The 17,861-nt window shown below is 68.6% G+C and carries 13 protein-coding genes; 7 read left to right on the plus strand and 6 right to left on the minus strand.

What is annotated here, in order from left to right; all coding sequences use genetic code 11:
• Positions 1–179: 179 nt before the first annotated feature.
• The 4 genes from ACZ6DT_RS25660 to ACZ6DT_RS25675 all read right to left on the minus strand — a co-directional run bounded on the left by ACZ6DT_RS25660 (position 180) and on the right by ACZ6DT_RS25675 (position 7,385).
• Complete coding sequence (locus ACZ6DT_RS25660; RefSeq protein ID WP_465599672.1) at positions 180–1,811, minus strand: LCP family protein; 1,632 nt, start codon at positions 1,809–1,811, stop codon at positions 180–182.
• 161 nt (positions 1,812–1,972) lie between these two features.
• The gene (locus ACZ6DT_RS25665; RefSeq protein ID WP_465599674.1) at positions 1,973–4,135 is read right to left on the minus strand and encodes a phospholipase A2; all 2,163 of its coding nucleotides are present in this window, start codon (positions 4,133–4,135) and stop codon (positions 1,973–1,975) included.
• 149 nt (positions 4,136–4,284) lie between these two features.
• The gene (locus ACZ6DT_RS25670; RefSeq protein WP_465599676.1) at positions 4,285–5,727 is read right to left on the minus strand and encodes a GGDEF domain-containing protein; all 1,443 of its coding nucleotides are present in this window, start codon (positions 5,725–5,727) and stop codon (positions 4,285–4,287) included.
• 443 nt (positions 5,728–6,170) lie between these two features.
• Positions 6,171–7,385, minus strand: coding sequence for an MFS transporter (locus tag ACZ6DT_RS25675; RefSeq protein ID WP_465599678.1), 1,215 nt, complete (start codon positions 7,383–7,385; stop codon positions 6,171–6,173).
• A 372-nt stretch (positions 7,386–7,757) separates the two neighbouring features.
• Between ACZ6DT_RS25675 and ACZ6DT_RS25680 the strand changes: the two genes are divergently transcribed.
• Positions 7,758–8,651 carry an SDR family NAD(P)-dependent oxidoreductase gene (locus ACZ6DT_RS25680; RefSeq protein WP_465599680.1) on the plus strand — a complete coding sequence of 298 codons (894 nt, stop codon included), beginning with the start codon at positions 7,758–7,760 and terminating at the stop codon, positions 8,649–8,651.
• 158 nt (positions 8,652–8,809) lie between these two features.
• Here the strand turns inward: ACZ6DT_RS25680 and ACZ6DT_RS25685 are convergent, their stop codons facing one another.
• Both ACZ6DT_RS25685 and ACZ6DT_RS25690 read right to left on the minus strand, forming a co-directional pair.
• Positions 8,810–9,466 (minus strand): maleylpyruvate isomerase N-terminal domain-containing protein, encoded by a 657-nt coding sequence (locus ACZ6DT_RS25685; protein WP_465599681.1) that lies wholly within the window; start codon positions 9,464–9,466, stop codon positions 8,810–8,812.
• Between the two features lie 99 nt (positions 9,467–9,565).
• Positions 9,566–11,419 (minus strand): AMP-dependent synthetase/ligase, encoded by a 1,854-nt coding sequence (locus ACZ6DT_RS25690; protein ID WP_465599683.1) that lies wholly within the window; start codon positions 11,417–11,419, stop codon positions 9,566–9,568.
• Positions 11,420–11,727: 308 nt separating this feature from the next.
• Here ACZ6DT_RS25690 and ACZ6DT_RS25695 point away from each other — a divergent pair, with 308 nt between their 5' ends.
• The 6 genes from ACZ6DT_RS25695 to ACZ6DT_RS25720 all read left to right on the plus strand — a co-directional run bounded on the left by ACZ6DT_RS25695 (position 11,728) and on the right by ACZ6DT_RS25720 (position 17,731).
• Complete coding sequence (locus ACZ6DT_RS25695) at positions 11,728–12,945, plus strand: kynureninase (protein WP_465599685.1); 1,218 nt, start codon at positions 11,728–11,730, stop codon at positions 12,943–12,945.
• Between the two features lie 177 nt (positions 12,946–13,122).
• Positions 13,123–13,374, plus strand: a complete 252-nt coding sequence (locus ACZ6DT_RS25700; RefSeq protein WP_465599687.1) for a hypothetical protein — start codon at positions 13,123–13,125, stop codon at positions 13,372–13,374.
• Between the two features lie 475 nt (positions 13,375–13,849).
• A complete protein-coding gene (locus ACZ6DT_RS25705; protein WP_465599689.1) occupies positions 13,850–16,366 on the plus strand; it encodes a nitrate- and nitrite sensing domain-containing protein in 2,517 nt (838 codons plus the stop codon).
• Positions 16,367–16,777 (plus strand): roadblock/LC7 domain-containing protein, encoded by a 411-nt coding sequence (locus ACZ6DT_RS25710; RefSeq protein WP_037306800.1) that lies wholly within the window; start codon positions 16,367–16,369, stop codon positions 16,775–16,777. It abuts the gene before it with no gap.
• On the plus strand, positions 16,774–17,145 hold the full coding sequence (locus ACZ6DT_RS25715) for a DUF742 domain-containing protein (protein ID WP_396565414.1): 372 nt from the start codon (positions 16,774–16,776) through the stop codon (positions 17,143–17,145). Before ACZ6DT_RS25710 ends, ACZ6DT_RS25715 begins: the two co-directional genes overlap by 4 nt.
• Positions 17,126–17,731: a GTP-binding protein gene (locus ACZ6DT_RS25720; protein ID WP_364215428.1), complete on the plus strand. Its 606-nt coding sequence runs from the start codon at positions 17,126–17,128 to the stop codon at positions 17,729–17,731. The genes ACZ6DT_RS25715 and ACZ6DT_RS25720 overlap by 20 nt, the downstream gene beginning before the upstream one ends.
• Positions 17,732–17,861: the final 130 nt, after the last annotated feature.

A 17,861-nucleotide genomic window follows, 5' to 3' on the forward strand; every position in this document is an offset into this window, starting at 1 on the left:
GCCTCAAACGCTACGTCGCCCGCGAAATCCACCGAACACTCATCACAGACATCAACAACCTCACCAACACCCCTTGACATCTATAGGAGCATCTTCCGGGACGCTAGACGTCGCGAAAGTGGCATTCGCGAAATTCAGCCTGCTCGCCAGAAAGGATCGACAGCCGCTCGAAGGGCGCGTCAGTTGACGCAGGGCACACCTTCGGCCGTGATCGGCTTCTCGTCGGACTGCTCGGGCGGGGGCGCCGCGGTCGACGAACCGGCGGCGTTCCGCGAGGAGCCGTAGTTCTCGGCGCCGCTCGGCGACTTGAAGTCCGAGCCGAGGAAGACCATCACGTGCCCGGCTTCGACGCTCTTGTCCTCTTGGACTGTCGGGTTGCCGCCGAGTTCGTCGGCGACGGCCTGTCCCGCCGCCTTCTGGCCCTTGGCGACCCAGACCACCGTCTTCTTGCGTGCGCTCGCGGTGGCCGTGTCGCCCGCGGTGAAGCCCTTGTCGACGAGCTGCTTCAGCACCGTCGAGGCCAGGCCGTCCCGGTTCGTGGAGTTGCGGACGTCGACCGTGGTCGCCTTGTTGGGCGACTCGGCCGGCGGTGCCTGCTGCTGCTCGCCGGGCCGCGGTCCCGCGAGCCCCTGGACGAAGTTCTTGACCTGTTTCGGGTCGACCTGGATGGCGACGCCGTCGTTCGGGGTCTTGTACTCGATGTTGACGATCGGGATCGTCCGGAACTCGAGCTGACCGCCGGTCAGGCTCTTCATCTGCTGCGCGAAGCCGAAGACGTCCCAGTTCTGGTTGAGCACGACCGACTTCTTGATGGCCGCGATCAAGTCGTTCAGCTTGCCCGGGTTGGCGAGCGTGCCCGCCGAGAGCACTTTCCGCGCCATCCCGGCCATGAACACCTGCTGCCGGACGACCCGGTCGAGGTCGCCACGCGGCAGCCCGTGGCGCTGTCGGACGAAGCCGAGCGCCTCCACGCCGGAGATGGTGTGCGGGCCCTTGGTGAACTTCGCGCCGGAGAACTGGTCGTTGACGTTTTGGTTGAGGCAGACGTCGACCCCGCCGATGGCCTGCGTGATCTCGCTGAAGCCCAGCAGGTTGATGGCCGCGTAGTTGTCGATGGTCGAGCCGGTCAGCTGCTCGACGGTCTTGATCAGGGTCTTCGCTCCGGCCTCGTTGGCCTTCTGGTCGATTTCCTTCGGGTCGGAGACGCCGTTCTCCTGCTGCTTCCTGCGCTCTTCGAGCATCGCGCGGGCGTAGGCGGAGTTGATCTTGTGCCTTCCGTGGCCGCCGGGTATGTCGACGTAGGAGTCGCGCGGCAGCGAGATCGCGACGGCCTTGGACCCGTCGTTGGGGATGTGCACGAAGATCAGCGAGTCGGTGTTCAGCTCGCCGTCGGCCTGCCCGGCGCGCAGCTGGGCCAGGACTTCCTTCGACAGCGGGTTGCCCTGCGCGTCCGTGCGGCTGTCGAGGCCGACGAGCAGGATGTCGCGGGCGCCGTCGGCGGGTTTGTCGCTCTCGTCGGCGCCGATGCCGACGTTCGCGAACGTCAGGCCGTCCATCGCGGCCCACGCGTAGCCGGTCAGGCCCATCACCAGCAGGGAGACCAGGCCCAGGGCGATCTTGGGGCCGCGGAATGACCGTCGCGGGGCACGTCGTGGTTCCAGGCGCCGGGACGGCGCGGCGGCGGCATGGCGGACAGGTGCCTGCCGGTCTCCACGAGGCGGGGCCGGGCGGGAAGGAACGCGTCCGGGCGCGTCCTGCCTAGGCCGGGCGGGACGTCGATCCCCATGCCCATTCCGAGGCGGGTACTCCACGCGGTCTGCTCCTTCTGTTCGTGACCGGTCGACGGTCTTCTCAAGGGACGCATGGTGCCCGTTGAGGGTTGTCGCAGGATTACACATCCCCCCGAAGATGTGGCACGCACCACCGGTTTCCTCACCATGGTACGAAGAACGCCTGGTCAGCGCTGTCTGGCTCAGGGCAGGACACGCCGGGCGGCGCGGGCCGGCACCAGCGTGGCGGCCGCGGCGAGCATCGCGACGACGATCGTCGCGACCGGCAGCGCGACCGAGGCGGCGCTCACCCGCTCACCGTCGAGGGCGCTCATCAGGGGCGGCGCGCACGCGACCGCGCACACCAGCCAGGTGCCGGTCATCCGGCTGGTGCCGTTCCGCACGGTGTGCAGGAGGTACACCCCGAGCAACAGGTTGGCCAGGCTCTGGACCGGGCCGAACCGGAGCCCGAGGAGGTCGGCGTCGGCGGACGCGCCGCCGAAGCGGGTCAGCGCGAAACCGAACACACCGAGCATCGCGTACGCCATCCCGACCGTGGCGGCCGCCCGGCAGAACACCGCGGCGCGCAGGCCCGGCTCGTCGACCGCCCGTTGTCGCGGTCCCGAATGACGTTCGAACCACCAGAAGACGAGCACGGCGGGCACGGCCAGCAGGGCCATCGCGAGCAAGATCCGCGGGCGGGCCAGCCAGCTGAGCCCGTCCACGAACGGGCCCGGCAGGTAGACGACCGCGACCAGCAGCAGCATCGCGGACAGGAAGCCGAGGTAGAGGCTCATCGGGGCGCGGAGGACGAGGCGGGCGGTGCCGGCGATCGCTGGACGTTCGCCGAGCCGGGCCAGCGGCCGAGCGAGCAGACCGAGGAGCGCGAGCTGGACCAGGCCGAGCAGGAGCACTCCCCACGGCGGGCCCGACAACGCGGCCGGGGCGCCGGGGCCGCCGAGCAGCATCGGTCCCTCGCCGAGGACGGCGACCGCGACGCCGAGCCCGGCGGCGCCGGTGAACGCCGTCGCCAGGAGTGCACCGCGCGGCAGGCGGACACCGTCGGCGTGGGCGAACGCCAGCTGCTGGACGAACAGGGCGAGGAACAACGTCTCCGCGTAACGCGGGACGGCCGAGCCGGACCACTGCGCCACGGCCTCGCTCGCCAGGGTCATGGCCAGCAGCCCGGCGACGGAGGCGGTCCGTGTCCGGCGGTACAGCGTCAGCAACGCCGGCGCGAGCACGACGGTCAGCAGGAAGACGCCGAGCAACCAGAGCGGATGCAGCGCGATCCGCATGACGGTGGCGTTCGTCCCGGTCGGGATGCCCAGTACCTCCAGCGCGAGCGGGACGACCAGTGCGACGACGGCGAAGAGCAGCGCCGGGCGCAGCAGCGGGCTCGCGCGGTCGGCGAGGTACTGCGGGTAGCGGCCGCCGGTCGCGCGGATCGACCGCCAGCCCGCCTCGTTGAGCCGGCCCACCGCGAAGAAGATGACCGGGCAGAGCTGGGCGAGCCAGGTGAACGGCCACAACGACCGCTCGGGCGCCCCCGCCCAGTGCGCGAGGGCGACGGCGGATTCGCCGAGCAGCATCAGCACCACCCCGGCGACCCCGAGCAGCGCCCACCGGCCGACCGGGACCACCGGCCGCGGCTCGCGAGGAAGCGTGACGGCGGTCCGGCGGGTGCGGACCCAGCCGCGGAGGCGGAACACCAGCAGCGCGCCGATCACCAGTACGCCGACGATCATCGGGCCGAGCGGGTCACCGACCGGCGGCCCCCAGCGCTGATGCCAGGAGTTGAGCACCAGACCGGCGGTATAGAGGGAGGCGACGACGTCGCAGGTGCCGCGCGAGTCCATCGGGTTGACGACGCACGCGTTGTGCATGTCGGCCGAGAGCCGGTCGTCGAGCGAGGCCCTGGCCTCCTGGCCGAGCGGGTGGCCCTTGCGTTCGGCGTAGCGGAGGATGTCGTAGCCCAGGTCGTGGGCCTTGCAGGGGACTGCGTAGTCCCACTTGGTGTTGTCGTCGCCCCAGGGCGCCGAGCAACCCCCGTCGGTGTGAACGGCCCGCACGGTGCCGTCGCGTGCGGTCATCACCCCCGGGGTGATCCCGCTGACCGTGGTGAAGTCTGCGGGCAGTTCGGCGAGCACGTTCTCGACCGGACCCGGCCGCACCAGCGCGTCGACCGCGTTCTGCGCGGCGAGGAGGTCACCCGTCGGTGGCCCCTGGTCCGGCGGCGACGCGGACCGCGACGCGATCAGGCCGAAACCGAAAACCAGCACCGTGACCAGCAACAACCAGCCCGAAGTCGACCAGGGTCGCCGGACCCTGGCAGGACGAGCGGCGGCTTCGGCTGTCGCTGGCATGGCGTCCAGGGTGCCATCCGCCGATCAGGGCCGACATCCGGATAACCCCCTAGTTTCGCCCAGGTGGGTGACGGGGGCTGAAGGACGACGTCCCCGCATGCGACGTGGTGAAGGGGCCTTTTGCCGCTGCGCATGCGGCGAAGGGCACTTCAGCCCTCGACGGTGGGCGGGGGAGCGGGCCGATCCACATCCTGGGCGAACCGGACCTGGTTCCGGCCGTTCTCCTTGGCCACGTAGACGGCGGCGTCGGAGGCGTGCAGGAGTTCTTCCAGGGATTCGCCGTGACGGGGATACAACGCCGCCCCGATCGAGGTGGTGCGGCCCGAGATGGTCACCCGGCTGCCCCTTTTGTCGGTAGTCACTATATGCAGTTCCGCGATAGCGCTGCGCACTCGCTCGGCGGCGAGTTTCGCCGCCGTTTCGTCGATATCCGGCAGGAGTACGAGGAATTCCTCGCCGCCGAAGCGGCCGATGACGTCGGCGGGCCTGGTGACCTCGTCCAATTTCCGTGCCACATCGCGCAGGACGTCGTCACCCGCCGGGTGTCCATAAGTGTCGTTAATCCACTTGAAGTGGTCGAGATCAATCATCAGAAGTGCCAGGCCATCGTCCGATCGGGCAGTCCTTCCGAGCGCCCGATCGGCCGACTCCGACCATCCGCGCATGTTCAGAACGCCGGTTTTCGGGTCCGTCCGCGCGTCGTTTTGCAGTTGGTCGATCTCGGCGAGGCGATTGAACACCACCGTCACCACGGCCATCACGATCACCATCGGTGGCATGATCAACAGCAGCACCGCGGTGACCGCGCCGAGGCCGATCGTGATGGCCTCCAGCAGGTTGTCGGCCGTATTGCCGAGCACTGTCGACATCGACGGCCGCTTCGGCGAGCCGATCGCGAGGATGCCGCCGATGTAGGCGATCTGCACCGCTTCGAAGACCAGCCCGGTGATGATCAGGACACCGAATTCACCGAGGGTGTCCCAGCCGGAAATCCGTCCCCATTCATGCGGTCCGAACGCGGCGAAGGCAAGCGACGCGAGTGTCACCGAAACACCGTGGGTGACCGACGAGAACACGAAGTTGTGCGCGGGCCGCCGGGCGATGAACCAATGCTGGATCCGGATGATCGCGATGATGGAAAGCGTCAGTGAAAGCGGCAGGATGACCGCGGCCGGAAATGTCCATACCGCGGTGAGGTCGATGAGGACGGTACGGCTGCGATCACGCCGTCTTTCCTCTTGCCGCTGGGTCAGCTGAATATGCGCGGTGGCGCCGACGGCGAGAATCGCGAAACGAACCCAGTCCGTTCTTCCCGGATTCGTGGAATCCATCGTCGCGACGACCATGATCGCGATTCCGATCGCCTCCATGGCGAAAAGGAACGCGATGAACCGTTTCGGCCGCTGCCACAGCGCCCACGTCCTGGGATCGTAGGGATGGCGCCACGGCGGTTCGGCCTGGTCACCTTCCGGACCCGCCTGCCCGCGTTCGGTCACCGGTACACCGCTCCGCGCGGCGGCCGTCGCCGTCGCATCGTCGAGGTCGCCGGTGCCGTCACCGTGCTGGCGGCGATCACCGGTCTCGGCTGGCAATTGCTACCTCTTTTCCGCGCGGACGGCACGGCTGAGTAATCTCACCGGTACCGACTGATACACCGTTCGTATTCCACGGCCGGTATCATCCCATCGCATCAGTAGTCCGACAGCGGCAAGGGTGCCCGCGAACACGGACCGGAGGTGACAATCGTGTCCCGTGATTTCTGATCTTGGTGGCTGAATGTTTTTCAGGACGTGACATGGAAGGGGTGACGGATAGTGTCCAGTCGTGACTTCTGAGCCCGGACGAGGTATTAGTTCGCTGCGAGGTTCCCAGGAGGTGTCCGACCATGTCGAGCCGTGACTTCTGATCGAGAGTCGTTTCTTTTCACCCCCGTGCCGAAGACCAAGGGCCGGTGACAGTGTTCCATCGTCGAGATTTCCGAGTACGAACCCGCCGGGCGGCCGAGCCGCCCCAGTGGCCGTCCCGTGTGGATTCGTCATGACAGCGACGGTTCCGGGCTGGATCCGTTGAGGTGCCCCCAGCTGAGCGCGACCATTACGGCCAGCAGCAGGCCGACCACGCCTGCCAGCGCGATGGCCGAGGTCGCCGCCCCGAGCCGATCGGCGGCGAGCCCGCCGAGTCCCGCCCCTATTCCTTGAGCAACCCGCAACCCCGTGCGGTACACCCCACCCGCACCGCCCCGGAGTTCGTTCGGGACCCAGGTGATGAACGTGGCGCTCACCGTGATCAGGTACGCCCCCGCGGCACCCGCCGCCGCCAGCAGCAGCAACGCCGGGATCAGCCCCGGTTTGAGCGCGAAGGCGATCAGGGCGACCATCGGCAGCGCCGCCAGAACGCCGAGCAGCCTCCGCCGTTGTTCCGCGGAGACGAACCGGGACAACAGGAACGCCCCGACGACGAAACCCAGCGGATCGGCGGCCAGCAGCCAGCCGACGGCCTGTTTCCCCACGCCCATCTCCGCGGCGAGCGGTGCCGCGAGTCCCTCGGGGACGACGGCCAGGCCCACCAGCCACGAAAACCAGATCAGCACCCGAAGGTGACGGTTGCCGAAGACCTGCTTCACCGCGCCGAACCAGCTGCCGCTGCCGTCGGACGCCGCCGCGCGCCGGGTCACGGAGAAGCGGACCACGGCCGCGCTCAACAGGAACGTCGCGGCGTCCAGCGCCAGTGCCCAGCTCACCCCGACCTGCGACACCAGCAGACCGCCGCCCGCCAGCCCGAGCAGCATGGCGGTGTTGGTCGAGATGCCCCGGAGGTCCTGGCTCTTGAGATAGAGGTCGTCGTCGGTGAACACCTCGCGCGTCAGCGCGTTCTGCGCCGCGTTGCCGGGAGCGTTCACGAGCCGCGCCAGCACCACCAGCCCGCACAACAGGGCGAGCGGGGTACCGGGAATCGCCATGATCGCGATCAGCATCCCCTGGATCAGGGACGAGACGACGAGGACGGTGCGCCGCGGGTAGCGGTCGGCCAGCTGGGAGAGGCCGAGACCGCCGGCCAGCGCGGGCAGGAAGGTCAGGGAGTAGACCACCGCCGAGAGCAACGCGGAGCCTGTCCGGTCGTAGACGAGGATCGCCAGCGCGACGATGGTGAGCTGATCCCCGATGAGGGACTGCACCTCGGCGAGCCAGAGTGCGCGGAACTCGCGGTTCGCCAGGGCGGCGGTCATCCGCGGCGCCGCGTTCGTCTTCACTGCGTGACCACCTCCCCCCGATCGGGTGAACTTACTTCCCTCGCATTCTTGCCTGCCGTGCTTCTTTGGTCGACGAGGGAGCCACAGTCGATGTCCCGCCGGACAACGTTCAGTATGCCTCCGGCTACAGGGAGACGAACAGAAGACCGGGGAATCCTTCCCCTGTTGGGCTGATCGGGCTACGCCGTCTGAACGGTGGGTGACGTCGGAGTGACTTGTCCGCGGGTATCCGCGCGCCGATCGCCGCGCCCTCGCTCGGCGCAGCCGGGACGCCGTTCGCCGCCGCCCCGGTCTCGACTGGGCCGAATGGTCCAACACTGAGCAGAGACCGGCCTGGAGGTGGAGGCCGGCTGGTTCAAAGGGGTGAAGGCGATGAACGGTTTACTCGACGACAAGGCCGTCGTCGTGACCGGGGCGGGGCGGGGGCTCGGTGAGGCGTTCGCGGTGCACGTGGCGAGGGCGGGCGGGGCCGTCGTGGTCAACGACATCGACGCCGAGCTGGCCGAACGGACGACGGAGAACATCCGCCGGTTCGGTGGCAGAGCGGTCGCCAGTGGGCACAGCGTCGCTGATCCGAAGCAGGCGCAGGAGATCGTCGACCTGTGCCTCGCCGAGTTCGGCGCGATCGACGGGCTGGTCAACAACGCGGGTTTGAACTACGAGGCGCTGCCGTGGGAGGACGACGTCGAGCAGGCACGCGAACTCGTCGAGGTGAACGTCCTCGGTGTCATGTACACCGGGCTCGCCGCGATCAGGGCGATGGTCGAAAGCGGCAGGCCGGGGTCGATCGTCAACATCTCGTCCGGGGCGTCGCTCGGGCAGCGCAAGCTGGGCGTGTACGCCGCCAGCAAGGGCGCCGTCGCTTCGCTGACCTACTCCTGGGCCCTCGACCTGGAGGAGAGCGGCATCCGGGTGAACGCGGTCTGCCCGCTCGCGCACACCCGGTTGGTGTGGAAGTCCGAACGGTCGCTGCGGGCCTGCCCGCCGGACCGGACGCCGTCGCGGATCGCGCCGATCGTGCTCTTCCTGCTCGGCGCCGGATCCGAGGGGATCACCGGGCAGATGATCCGCTGCAACGGGCCGCAACTGCACATCATGGGGCAGCCGTATTTGAAGCAACCCATTCTCGAGCGGCCGGTGTGGGACACCGAGACCGTGCAGCGCGCCTTCGACGAGGTCTTCAGCGCGCACTTGGAGAACTACGGCCTCGAAAAGCGTGTCCCACCCCGGCTGCGCAAGTGGACGGAGTCGACCCGGACGGCTTAGGCCGTGTCCGGTAAGTCTGTCCGCGGTCTTCACGCCCAGGCGGTCCCTGACGGCACGGGCGGTCCAGCCGAGTACAACCCGGTACGAGGCAGAACCGCCCGCACCGCCAGGAACCACCTGGAGCACGAAGCCCATCGAACAGACTTACCGGACACGGCCTAGCCGACCACGAACGGCAGCTTCGCGGCCAGGTCGCCGAGTTCGGCCTTCTCGGCGCCGGTCGGCTCGCGGCGGCCGGTGCCGACCAGCAGCGCGTCGGTGTCGGAGAACGACGCCGGGAACTTCTCGCCGGTGCGCTGCTCCAGAATCTGCCGCGTCTTGGCGAGACCGTCGACGGCGGGCCCGCCGACATGCGGCAGATGCGCGACCAGATCGAGGTGGTGCAGCGTCCATTCCAGGACGTACGCGGACAGGAAGTCACCCGCGGACAGGACGATGTCGCGGGTGGCGACCCGCGTCCCCGGGTCGGCGAGGTCGGCGGCCCGGCCCGCGGCGGAACCGACGTCGTCGAGATGGAACTTGAGCAGCCGGGGTTCCCGGTAGGCGGCGGCGAGACGCACGATCAGCGCGTCGAGGTCGTCCTCGCCGGTCGGCGGCTTCTCGGCGAGCTCCCAATAGGTGACCGCGTCGCGCGTGGGCTCGGTTTCGGCGGGAGTGGCGAGGGTGATCAGGACGTCCTGCGCGTCGATCACGAGATGACACACCAGGTCCTGCACCAGCCAGCCGGCACAGCCGGACGGTTTGGCGAAGTCTTCGTCGGGGGTTTCGGCGACGGCGGTGAGGAGCGCCGCCCAGGAGCGGGAGAAGAGATCCACGGCGGCAAGTTAGCAGTCGCGCACGCAACTCGCGTGATCCTAAGTACATGAAGGCCCCCTTCCTGTACCTAGGCGCAAGGAAGGGGGCCTTCATGTACTTCAGGAGCCGGCGGTGGGGGCGGGTTCCGGGTACAGGTCCGCGATCGTGGGTGCGTAGCGGTCGTTGATGACCCGCCGCTTCAGCTTCAAGGTCGGGGTCACCTCGCCGCTTTCGGGTGTCCACGCCTTGGGGATGACGTGGTACCGCTTGATCTGCTCGATCCTGGCCAGTCGCGCGTTCGCCGCCTCGACGGCCTTCTCGACCTCCGCGCGGACCTCCGCGTTGTCGGCGAGCGATTCGCCTTCGGTGAACTGGATGCCGTTCGCGGTCGCCCAGCCCGGCGCGATCTCGTCGTCGATGACGATCAGCGCCGTGACGTACGGCCGTTTCTCGCCGATCGCGACGGCCTGCCCGATCAGCGGGTGTTCCTTGAGCAGTCCTTCGATCTTCGTCGGCGCGATGTTCTTGCCGCTCGAGGTGATGATCAGTTCCTTCTTGCGGTCGGTGATCGTGACGAAGCCGCGTTCGTCGATCGTCCCGATGTCGCCGGTGGCGAGCCAGCCGTCGGCGTCGACGTCCGGCTTGATCGTGCCGTCCTCCTGCAGGTAGCCGAGGAACACGATCGCGCCGCGGACGAGGAGTTCGCCGTCTTCGGCGACCTTCACCTCGATGCCTTCCAGCGGACGGCCGACCGAACCGGCCTTGAACGCCGTCGGCGTGTTCGAGGTGACCGCGCCGGTGGTCTCGGACAGTCCCCAGACCTCCTGGATCTCGACGCCGAGCCCGGCGATGAAGTACAGGATCTCCACCGGCAGCGCGGCGGCACCGCCGGAGGCGACCTCGATCTGGTCGAGGCCCAGCATCGCGCGCACCGGCGCGAGCACGGCGGCGTCGGTCTGCGCGATCTTCTCCGCGAGCTCCGGCGGGACCTCCTTGCCGTCGCTGCGCAGTTTGTAACCCTGCTGCAGCAGTTCGTTCGCGCCGAGGAGGCCGCTCCGCTTCTCCTCCGGCAGTGAGCCGAGCAAATTCTTCAGGCCCGCCACCATCTTTTCCCACACCCTCGGGACGCCGAAGAAGCTCTTCGGGTGCACTTGGCCCAGCGCGCCGGCTACGCCTGTCGGATCGCCGACGGTGTGCACGTGCCCGGCCCACACGATCGGCATGTAGATCGACAGTTCGCGTTCGGCGATGTGCGCGAGCGGCAGGTACGCGATGTTCGTGGTGTGCATCGGGGAGTCGTGCAGCTTCTGGACGGCGACGGCCTGGTAGATCGCGTTGCGGTGCGACAGCACGACACCCTTAGGGTCGCCGGTGGTGCCGGAGGTGTAGATCATCGACAGCGGGTCGTCCGGAGTGATCGCGGACCACGTCGTCTCGAACGCCTGAGGGTCGGCCGCGTGCGCTTCCGCGCCCGCCGCGCGAAGATCGGCGAACGACAGGAATCGCTTGTCGTCCGGAGGGATCACGGACGCGTCGAGCAGGATGATGTGCCGCAGCGCGGGCAGGTCGTCGAGGACCTGCGACCAGCGGCCGAGTTCGTCGGCACCGGCGAGGACGACGACGCCGGCGGCGCTGTGCCGGGCGACGAACCCGATCTGCTCCGGGCTGAGCGTCGCGTACGCGGTGCAGGGGATCGCGCCGAGATGGGCCGCGGCGAGGTCGGCGATCAGGTGTTCGGGACTGCTCGGCGCCATGATCAGCATCCGGTCGCGGACGCCGACCCCGAGGCCCGCGAGCCCGCGCGACACCTCCGCGATGGCGGTGCGGAATTCGGCCCAGTTCAGGGTCGGCTTGCCCTCGATGTCGAGTGACGTGACCGCCGGCAGCTCACCGAACTCCTGAGCGTTGCGGTGAAGCAGGGCGGGGATGGTCTGGCCTTCGATCTGCTCGGCGACGGTCGGCTGGTTGGTCAACGCTGGCCTCCTCGATGCTGCCTGATCAGGCACACTGTAAGGGCTGTCGGCAGTGCTGGATAGAGAATCGCGGCCACGGTCGCGGCTCGCGAAATGTCCACCTTTTCCGTTTTCACCGCGTCAGTCCCGAACAGTCCCGAACAGTCCCGAACAGTCCCGAACAAGGAGGAGCTCGTCCCGTTTCGCCGCGATCGCCGCCGCGTCCACGATCACCTGAGCCGCCGGGGAACTGTCCGAAAAGGACGCTCGGGCCCACGCGCGGTTGTTCCAGGCGTACGAGCTGGACTTCTGGAACACTCTCGCCGACGATGACCACCGTGACTGATCTCGTAGCGGCGGCCGCGGCACTGGACGCGGCCGATCCCTTGGCGCACAAGCGAAACGAATTCGACCTCGACACCGACGTCGCTTATTTCGACGGCAACTCGCTGGGCGCCCCGCCGAAACACGTGGCGGACCGGGTCGCCGCGGTCGTCCGCGAGCAATGGGGCGGACGGCTCATCCGGTCCTGGTCGGAGGGCTGGTGGGAGGCGCCGATGCGGGTCGGCGAGCGGATCGCGCCGCTGGTGGGCGCCGCGCCGGGGCAGCTCGTGGTGGCGGATTCGACCAGCGTGAACCTGTTCAAGGCGCTGGTCGCCGCGACCCGCCTCCTGCCGGGCCGCGACGAGATCCTCGTCGACGCGGACACGTTCCCGACCGACGGCTACATCGCCGGTGAGGTCGCCCGGCTGACCGGGCGCACGGTGCGCCGCGTCGTCGCCGAGGACATGCCGCGCGAGGTGAGCGAGCGGACGGCCGTCGCGCTGATCAACCACGTCGACTACGTCACCGGCCGCGCTCACGACATGGCCACGCTGACCGGGGCGCTGCACCGCGAGGGAGCGCTGGTGCTCTGGGATCTCTGCCACAGCGTCGGCGCGCTCCCGGTCGAACTGGACGCGACGGGCGTGGACCTCGCCGTCGGCTGCACCTACAAGTTCCTCAACGGCGGCCCCGGGGCGCCCGCTTTCCTTTACGTGGCAAGCAAATGGTTGGACAGTTTCGAGCAGCCGCTGGCGGGCTGGGCCGGCGACCGCGACCCGTTCGCGATGCGGGGCGCGTACGAGGCGAACGACGGCATCGCGCGTGGCCGGGCGGGCACGCCGGACATCCTTTCGCTGCTCGCGCTGGACGCGGCCCTCGACGTCTGGGACGGAGTGGATCGTGGGTTGCTGCGGGCGAAGGGGCTCGCGCTCGGCGAGTTCTTCTTCCGGTGCGCGGACGAACTCCTCGATGGCGTGACGATCGTGACCCCGCGCGGCGAAGACCGCGGGCATCAGATCTCGGTCGTCGACGAAGACGCGGCCAAGACGATGGCGGCCTTGATCGAACGCGGGGTGATCGGTGACTTCCGCCCGCCCGACGTGCTGAGGTTCGGGCTGGCACCGCTCTACACCACCTACGGCGAGGTGCTCCGCGCCGTCACGACGCTTCGGGAGCTCCGGCACCGAAACGACGAACTTCCTTCGGAAATCGGTGGCAAATAGGTGATCACCTCGCCCCCTCGGGGGAGAACGGCCGATCTTTCGGGGATTCGCCGTCAGCCTCGAAATTCGCGCTCGCCGCGCGTGTGACGTAGATCCTTGCCTTGTGGCGTAAGGGAAACCCGCGTCGCCCGGCTTACCGGTGAGGCGCGGGCCCGGCGTCTGGAGAAGGAGGGGGTCGTGTCGTTCACCTATATCGCCGTCGCCGTGTCCGGTGTCGCCTCCGGGTTTCTGCTCAGCGAATTCGGCTCCCGATACCCGGTCGAGACGGTACTCGTCGCGCTTCTGCTCTGCGGGGTGGCGACGCTGTGCTGGGCGGGCGTCCGGACGCTCCGGGACGCCTCGAGGAAGGTCGACGCGCTCCTCGACGACGAGCCCCGGCCGCGCCGGCGAAGATCGTTTCGCCGAACCGGCGGCGATAAATGTCCGTAATTCTCGATTCCGCGGCGCGAACGGCGTTACGGCGGCGCTCCTGCGCGGTGATGTCGTTCGCAAACCGAACGGTATGTAGAGCACCGGCCCTAAAGCGTGAGCGACATCACGGCGAGTAATTTTCCCCGCTTTTCTCCTGGCGAGGTGAACGTGGCGAGCGGTGACTTGATCGAGTCCGAAGAGTGTCGGTCAAGCCGCTGCCGACGGTAAATCGCCAGGTGACCTACTGGTGAGTCACTTTGTCGGGGCGCCCTGGTCCACGTGGTGGACTTTCGAGGTCCAACGGCCTCTCGTGAGCTGGTCACGGCCATACGTGACTACCCTTCGCGTCTGGACTTGACTCACCCGTTTGGGTCTCCTAGCGTCTTCGCGGGCGGAGCGGACCACGCTGTGTTGATCCGGCTATCGGATCCCGCGGGTATGAGATCCCCGGCGACCCGACACCTGAAAACTGCCGGAAGGAAAACGGACCACGGTGAAGCAAATTCCCCTTCGACGAGGCCGCGGCTCTTCGATTCGTTCGCGCGTTCTGACGATCGCGCTCATTCCGAGCATCGCGCTGATGCTGGTCGGTCTCGCGATCGGCGGATACTTGATCTCCGACGCGGTCAACGGCCGTGACTACGCGCAGCGGATCCGTGACTCGGAAGCCCCCTCTCTTCCCTTCTTCGTCCAGGTGCAGGAAGAGCGCCGTCTGACGCTGCGCGAACTCGCCGGAGACCGGTCGCAGCACGCCATGCTCGTCGAACAGCGCGCGAAGACCGACGTCGCCACCCAGGGCGTCGTCGCGCACCTGCAGAAGTTCATCGGCGACTCGCCCGACAGCGTGCAGCGCACCATCGCCACGGTGAACGGGCTCTTCCAGAAGATGCCGCAGATCCGGCAGTCGGCCGACTCCGGTCAGCTCCCGCTGCTGGACGCCTTCACCTTCTACAACCAGATCCTCGACCAGTTCGTCGAAGGTCTGACCGGGCTGGCCCAGGACGCGCCGAACGCCGAGAACGCCTACCAGCGGATCACCGCGGTGCCGCTGTTCACCGCCATCGACCAGATGCAGCGCGCGAACGCCCTCGCCGCCGCGGCCGTCGCGGGTGGCGGCTTCACCGACGAGACCTACCGCGCCTACGTCACCGAGGTCGGTTCCTACCGCTCGCAGCTGGAGTCGTCGGTCTCGCGGATGCTGCCGGACGTCAAGGCGAAGTTCGACCAGCTCGTCGCGAGCGATCCGTGGAAGGCCGTCAACACGGTCGAGAACACCTTCCTGCAGAACAGCAAGGCCACCCTCCCCATCCCCGAGCAGACGTGGCTTCAGGCCGCGCGCGGCGTCAGCGACGCGATGATGCGCGGCTTCGTCGAGCAGAGTGGTACGGCCACGACGCAGGCGGTCGACGACGCCGACCGGACGCTGATCACTTCGGCCATCGCCGCCGCCATCGCGCTGCTGGTGGCGATCGGCGTGTTCGTCATCGCCCTGCGGTTGTCCAACCGGCTCATCGGAAGGCTGGCGCGGCTGCGCGAGGACACCCTCGACGTCGCCGAGACCCGGCTGCCGGAGCTGGTGGACCGGGTGCGGGCGGGTGAACCCGTCGACCTCGACGACAAGGGTCACTTCCTCGACCACGGCGACGACGAGATCGGCCAGGTCGCCGAGGCCTTCAACAAAGCGCAGCAGACCGCCATCGCGGCCGCGGTGGAAGAGGCCAGGACCCGTGAGGGCACCAAGACGGTGTTCCTCAACATCGCGCACCGCAGCCAGGTCATCGTGCACCGCCAGCTCAAGGTGCTCGACCAGGCCGAGCGCAAACAGGAGGACCCGGAGCAGCTGGAGACGCTCTTCCAGCTGGACCACCTCTCCACGCGCGCCCGCCGCAACGCGGAGAACCTGATCATCCTCGGTGGCGGTCAGCCCGGTCGTCAGTGGCGCAAGCCGGTGACGCTGGCCGAGCTGACCCGTGGTGCCTCGGCCGAAACCGAGGACTTCGCCAGGGTGAAGACGGCGAAGATGCCCGCGATGGCGGTGCAGGGCCCGGTCGTCGGCGACCTCGTGCACCTGCTCGCGGAGCTGATCGACAACGCGACCGCCTTCTCGCCGCCGCAGTCGCGCGTCGAGCTTCGGGGCAACGTGGTCGGCAAGGGTGTCGTGATCGAAGTCGAGGACCAGGGCCTCGGTATCGAGCCCGAACAGGCCGCCGAGCTGAACGCGATGTTGGCCGATCCACCGGATTTCGGCATCATGGCCTTGTCGACAGAGCCACGGCTGGGCCTGTTCGTGGTCGCCCGCCTCGCCGCGCGTCACGGGATCTCCGTGCACCTGCGCGAGTCGGCGTACGGCGGCACCAGGGCCATCGTGCTCGTCCGCACCGACCTGCTCGCGCCGGTCCCGTCTGATCAGCCGGAGGACGAGGTGGATCCCGACAGCACCGACGTGCCGGAATCCGCGCCGCTGCTCCCGGGCCGTCGTGCCCGCCACCGCACCGAGTTCCCCGCGGAACGGCCGGAACTGCCCGTGCCGATGCCGGTGGCACCCCAGTCGCACGCTCAGCAGGGCCCGGAGCAGTCTGGCGGCACGTTGCCGCCGCTGCCCCCGCGCCCGCCGCGGGTGCCCCGGCCGGAGACACCGCGGCCCGAGCCGATCCGCTCGGAGCCCGCGCGTGCCGACGGCCGTCCGCAACCGGTGCAACCGCCGGTGTGGCCGCCCGCCGATACCCGTCCGCAGGACACCCGGCCTCAGGACGGCCGCCCGCCGCAGACCCGGCGGCCCGGCCCCGAGGCGCCCGGCAGGCCACCGCTGCCGCAGCGCCGCCGTCAGGCGAACCTGGTCCCCCAGCTGATGGAGGACCGGCCCGCCGCCCAGCACGAGGAGGTCCGCGAGGACACCCCCGAGCTGGCCAGGAACCGGCTCGCCGCGTTCCAGCAGGGCACGCGCCGCGCGCGGGACACCGAACCCACCGACGACTACACCGACCTCGACATGTACGGAGATCGTGACTAGATGGCCAACGCGGGAGTCAGTGAACTCGACTGGTTGCTGGACGACCTGGTCAAGCGGGTCAGCGGTGCGGACAGGGCGGTGGTCCTGTCCGCCGACGGCCTGCTCATCGGACGGTCCGGGAACCTGTCGGAACAGGACGGCGAGCACCTGTCCGCGGTCGCGTCGGCGTTCCAGAGCCTCGCGCGGGGAACGGGACGGCACTTCGGCGGCGGCAACGTCCGCCAGACCATGGTCGAGATGGACCACGCCTTCCTGTTCGTCACCGCGGCCGGGCGCGGAGCGTGCCTCGCGCTGCTCGCGAAGGAAGACGCGGACATGGGTCTCGTCGCCTACGAAATGAACCTGATGGTCAAGCGGGTCGGCGCGGTGCTCACTTCGGCGCCCCGCGCCGCGACTCCCACTTCGCCATGAGCGGGCGGCACGAGTCGTGGTTCGAGGACGAGGCCGGGCCGCTGGTCCGGTCGTACGCCGTCACGGGCGGGCGCACCCGCTCGGACACCCTCGGCCTCGACCTGATCACCCTGGTGGTCGCCATGCGCAGCGCGCACGAAGTGGCAGGCTTCGAACCGGAGTACGGGCGGATCCTCAACCTGTGCCAGAGACCGACCTCTGTCGCGGAGGTCGCCGCGCGCATAGACCTGCCGCTGCCGGTGGTGAAGGTGCTGCTGAGCGACCTCATCGAACAGAACCTCGTGCTGTTCCGCACCGCGACCCCGGTCACCGACACCCCCAACAAACACGTACTCCAGGCGGTTCTTGATGGCATCCGGAAACTCTGAGCCCCGGCGATCTCTGACCGCGAACGCGGTCAAGGTCCTCATCGCCGGCGGGTTCGGGGTCGGTAAGACCACGATGGTCGGTTCGGTCAGCGAGGTTCCCCCGCTGCGCACCGAGGAGGTCATCACCGCGGCGTCCGAGGGCGTCGACGATCTCACCGGTGTCGAGAAGAAGACGACCACCACGGTGGCCCTCGACTTCGGCCGCATCACCATCAACCCCGAGCTGATCCTGTACCTGTTCGGCACGCCGGGACAGGACCGGTTCTGGTTCATGTGGGACGAACTGGCCGAAGGCGCGCTCGGCGCCGTCGTGCTGGCCGACACCAGGCGGCTCGACAGTTGCTTCGCGGCCGTCGACTTCTTCGAGCGCCGCGGACTGCCGTTCGTCGTCGCCGTCAACTGTTTCGACAACGCCTACCGCTACGGAACCGAGGAGGTCCGGCAGGCGCTCGACGTCGGCATGGACGTCCCGCTGCTGCTGTGCGACGCGCGGGAACGCGACTCGACGAAGCAGGTGCTGACCGTGCTGATGGAGCACGTGCTGGCGCTGTCGGACCTGGCCGCGGGTCTGCCACAGGGCCGCTGACGTTTCCTCTTTCAAGCCCGGTCCGTGAAGGCCTCCTTGAGGGACCCAGAGTCCCTCAAGGAGGCCTTCACGGACAGTCAGATCGCCACGTTCGCCCCACAGGCACCAGCAGTCACAACAGCTGCGCGTG

The organism is Amycolatopsis sp. NPDC041971 (genome assembly GCF_055588925.1).